The organism is Longimicrobium sp. (assembly GCF_036387355.1).
Lineage (GTDB): Bacteria > Gemmatimonadota > Gemmatimonadetes > Longimicrobiales > Longimicrobiaceae > Longimicrobium.
In genome coordinates this window covers 1-4,100 of sequence record NZ_DASVTX010000057.1, presented here as the reverse complement: position 1 = coordinate 4,100, position 4,100 = coordinate 1, and the positions used below count along the sequence as shown (strand labels likewise).

General features: G+C 67.8%; 3 protein-coding genes and 1 rRNA gene. 1 reads left to right on the top strand and 3 read right to left on the bottom strand.

Annotated elements, in window-relative coordinates; translation table 11 throughout:
• The 3 genes from VF665_RS02845 to typA form a co-directional block, all read right to left on the bottom strand.
• A 16S ribosomal RNA gene (locus VF665_RS02845) occupies window positions 1-75 on the bottom strand; the annotation flags it as partial.
• Window positions 76-458: 383 nt separating this feature from the next.
• Window positions 459-701, bottom strand: coding sequence for a hypothetical protein (locus VF665_RS02840; protein WP_331051888.1), 243 nt, complete (start codon window positions 699-701; stop codon window positions 459-461).
• A 492-nt stretch (window positions 702-1,193) separates the two neighbouring features.
• Window positions 1,194-3,020 (bottom strand): translational GTPase TypA, encoded by a 1,827-nt coding sequence (gene typA / locus VF665_RS02835; protein WP_331051887.1) that lies wholly within the window; start codon window positions 3,018-3,020, stop codon window positions 1,194-1,196.
• Window positions 3,021-3,472: 452 nt separating this feature from the next.
• Here typA and VF665_RS02830 point away from each other — a divergent pair.
• Window positions 3,473-4,100: Sir2 family NAD-dependent protein deacetylase (locus VF665_RS02830; RefSeq protein WP_331051886.1), on the top strand; the 628-nt coding region annotated here is incomplete at its 3' end.

Sequence of the window (4,100 nt, the reverse complement as noted above, 5' to 3'; positions counted from 1 at the left end):
AGGCCCCCGTTCGACTTGCATGTGTTAAGCGCGCCGCCAGCGTTCGTCCTGAGCCAGGATCAAACTCTCCATGAGAATTCGAACAGCTCCGTTGAACAGAACGCCGGACAATTACGTCCGTTGCTTCCGTTCGGAATTTTTGCCTTTTGTTGCCTCGTGCACCCGGCCGCCAGAAGCGGCCTGCGCGGCACCGGAGAAGGTATGCTCCCGTGCGAGGCTCGAACAGACATCCCCAAACACCCTGATTGTCAAACAGTGCTGCGCCGCGTGCGCAGTGGCTCGCGGCAAGGCAGAAAGTATAGCCAGTTCCCAATGCCCAGTCAACCCCCCGACTGGGCTTATTTTGCAAATGCCTGTTTGCGGCACCGCCCGCCCCGGAACGGGTCACGGCCGCCGCGCTGGGGTGCGCGGCGGCCGTGCGGTTCACCAGGGCGGGACTGCCCGGGGCGGGTGCCGGCTCAGGCGTCGTCGCCTTCGGTCCAGTCGTCGTCCTCGGCCTCCCACTCCTCGTCGTCGTCGGCGTCCCAGTCTTCGTCGTCCTCGTCGTCGTCGTCCCAGTCGTCTTCGTCGTCGAAGTCGTCGTCCAGGTCGTCCGCGTCGTCGTCCCACCCTTCCTCGCCGCCCTCGCTCTCCTCTTCAAAGCGGGCGACGAACACCTCGTCCAGATCGAGATCCTCATCGACCGCAGGGCGAGCCATCACAATGGGCATTCGAGTCTCCTGTTAGGACGGGGGAAAACCTGCCTTGGGCTGCCGCCCGTGCAGCAAGCAAGATCACGACCAGCCTCGTTCGGCCCGAAAGTACAACGGGCAAAAACGTTGTCAAGGGTTTTCTGCGGGGTTCTCGTCGCACCGCGGTCGGGCCTTCGGCCGGGTGTCCCGCGGCGCTCCGCGGCTGTCCGCGTGAGGGATGCGCGCCCGGAGGGCCGAGAACCCGGAGCGGCGGGGCAACAGCAGTACCGTTGCCCTGACGCGCAGGGGGCTCGGCGCCGTTGGCAACAGGTGTATCGGTGCCTACGGCGCGCGCAGCCCGGCCCGGAGCGAAGCGGAGGGACACGCCCAGAACGGCAGTACGAAAGTACGAAAGTACGAGAGTACGAAAGTGCGACCGGCGCGTAGCTGGCTGGAAACGGGAACCGCCCTTCCCCGTCGAGTGGGAAAGGGCGGTTCGTTGATCGTGCACCGGCGACTACGTCAGGCCGAGGCGCGCGAGGCCTTTTTGCGGTCGCTGGCGTTCAGCAGGCGCTTGCGCAGGCGGATACTCTTGGGCGTGACCTCGATGAGCTCGTCGTCGGCGATGTAGCCCATGGCGTCCTCGAGCGTCATCACGCGCGGCGGCTCCAGCAGGATGTTGTCGTCGCTGCCGGACGCGCGCATGTTCGTGAGCTTCTTGCCCTTGATGACGTTGACTTCCATGTCGCCCTGGCGAGAGTTCTCGCCCACGATCATTCCCTCGTACACCGGCACGCCGGCGTCGATGAAGAAGGTGCTGCGCTCCTGCAGGTTGCCCAGCGAGAAGGCCACGCTCTCGCCCGTGAGCATGCTCACCAGCACGCCGCGGCTGCGGGTGCTGAGCGCGCCCACGTACGGCCCGTATTCCATGAACTGGTGGTGCAGAATGCCCTCGCCGCGCGTGTCGGTAAGGAACTCCGAGCGGTAGCCGAACAGGCCGCGCGCCGGCATGCGGTACACCAGGCGCACCAGCCCGCCGCCCGGGTTCTGCATCTCGCGCATTTCGCCCCGGCGCTGCCCCAGCTTTTCAATCACCGGGCCCATGAGCTTTTCGGGGACGTCGATCGTCACCTCTTCATACGGCTCCTGCAGCTGCCCGTCCGCGCCCTTCTTGAGGATCACGCGCGGGCGGCTGACGGCGAACTCGTAGCCCTCGCGGCGCATGGTCTCCATCAGGATGCCCAGGTGCAGCTCGCCGCGGCCGCTGACCGTCATGGTGTCGGGAGAATCCGTCTCCTCCACCCGCAGCGCCACGTTGCTTTCCAGCTCCTTCATGAGCCGGTCGCGCACCTGGCGGCTGGTGACGTACTTGCCTTCCTTGCCGGCGAAGGGCGAGTTGTTGACCATGATGTCCACCGACACGGTCGGCTCTTCCACCGCGATGCCTTCCAGCGCCTCGGGGGCGGCCGGGTCGCACACGGTGCTGCCGATGTCCACGTCGCTCAGGCCGGCCAGCGCCACGATGTCGCCCGCGTACGCCTGCTCCACCTCTTCGCGGGCCAGTCCGTCGAAGGTGAACAGCTTGCTGATGCGCATGCGCGCCGCGGCACCGGCGTCGCCCTCGTGGCCGTGCTCCAGCAGCACCACCGAATCGCCCACGCGGGCCACGCCGCGCTCGATGCGGCCGATGGCCAGGCGGCCCAGGTACGGCGAGTAGTCGATCGTCGAAACCAGCATCTGGAACGGGCCGTCCACCTGGCCGGTGGGCTCGGGGATGGTGGCCACGATGCCGTCAAAGAGCGGCGTGAGGTCCACGCGCGCATCTTCGGGGTTCTGCATGGCCACGCCCTCGCGCCCCACGGCGTACAGGAACGGGCAGTCGAGCTGGTAGTCCTTGGCCTCCAGCTCCATGAACAGCTCCAGCACCTCGTCGTGCACCCGGTGCGGGTCCGCGTCGCCGCGATCGATCTTGTTGATGATCACGATGGGCTGCAGCCCCAGCTCCAGCGCCTTGCGGGTGACGAAGCGCGTCTGCGGCATGGGGCCCTCGGCCGCGTCCACCAGCAGGATCACGCCGTCCACCATGCGCAGGATGCGCTCGACTTCGCCGCCGAAGTCGCTGTGGCCCGGGGTGTCGACGATGTTGATCTTGGTGTCCTTCCAGCGGACGGACAGGTTCTTGGCCAGGATGGTGATTCCGCGCTCCCGCTCCAGCGGGTTGCTGTCCATCACCCGCTCCGCCACCTGCTGGTTTTCACGGAAAGTGCCCGCCTGGCGGAGCATGTGGTCCACCAGCGTCGTCTTTCCGTGGTCGACGTGGGCGATGATGGCGATGTTGCGAATGGACATGAATCCTCTATCTCTGCGGCCCGTCCGGGCTCGTATGCATGGCGCTCCGCCGCTCCCAAAAGGAACACGGGCGCCTCACAGGGAGGTGCCCGCGCTCGGGAACAGCCATGTAAAATAGTGTAATCCGGGGGTTTAGTCCACCCCTGGCGGGTTTCGTGCGCCCGGCGGCGCGATAGGTGTGCCGCCGGACGTCCGCACAGGTACGCGCGGGGCAGCGGGATACGCCCTGCGCTCTTCACCCGGTCCGGCGCGGATGGCGGGGCAACCGCCGTTTCTCCCAGAAGTCACGGAGGTTGCGCGGCGATCACGGAGGTCGCGCGCCCGGAACCGCCGTGCGCGCGCGGCACGAGCAGGGGCGGCCGGCAGCATTGAACGAAGGGTGAACGCGGCGCCGCGTGGCGTGTATTGGCCCGCATCGACGCGATCCACGTTCTTTCGCTGATGCGCATCCCATGAGCACTCTGACCGCCGCGCCCCAGGCCGAAGCGCTGGAACGCCTTGTGGACCTGCTGCACGGCCGCCGCGTGGTGGTGCTGGCCGGCGCCGGCTGCAGCACGGAATCCGGCATCCCGGACTACCGCGGCCCCGAGGCCCTGCTGAAACCGCGCAAGCCCATCCAGTACCGGGACTTCGTGGGGAATGAGGCGGGGCGGATGCGCTACTGGGCGCGGAGCGCGATCGGGTGGCCGCGCTTTTCGTCCGCACGGCCCAACGCGGGGCACCAGGCGCTCGCGCGGCTGGAGGAGGCCGGCGCCATCCAGGGGATCATCACGCAAAACGTGGACGGACTGCACCACGCCGCCGGGAGCCGCCGCGTGGTGGAACTGCACGGCTCGCTCGCGTCCGTCCGCTGCCTGGCGTGCGGGCAGGTGGAGGCGCGGAGCGGGTTTCAGGAGCGGCTGCTGGGGGCGAACACGGAGTGGGCCGATCGCGTCTACCGCGGCACGGCAGCGGGCGACGTGCAGTCCGCTCCGGACGGCGACGCGGAACTGCCGGCCTGGGCCGCGGAGCGCTTCGTAGTCCCGGATTGCCTGGCGTGCGGCGGAATGCTGAAGCCCGACGTCGTCTTTTTCGGCGAGA

What these genes read in the sequence shown, in the direction of transcription:
- typA (WP_331051887.1), bottom strand. Translation starts at nt 3,020, where the DNA reads ATGTCCATTCGCAACATCGCCATCATCGCCCACGTCGACCACGGAAAG.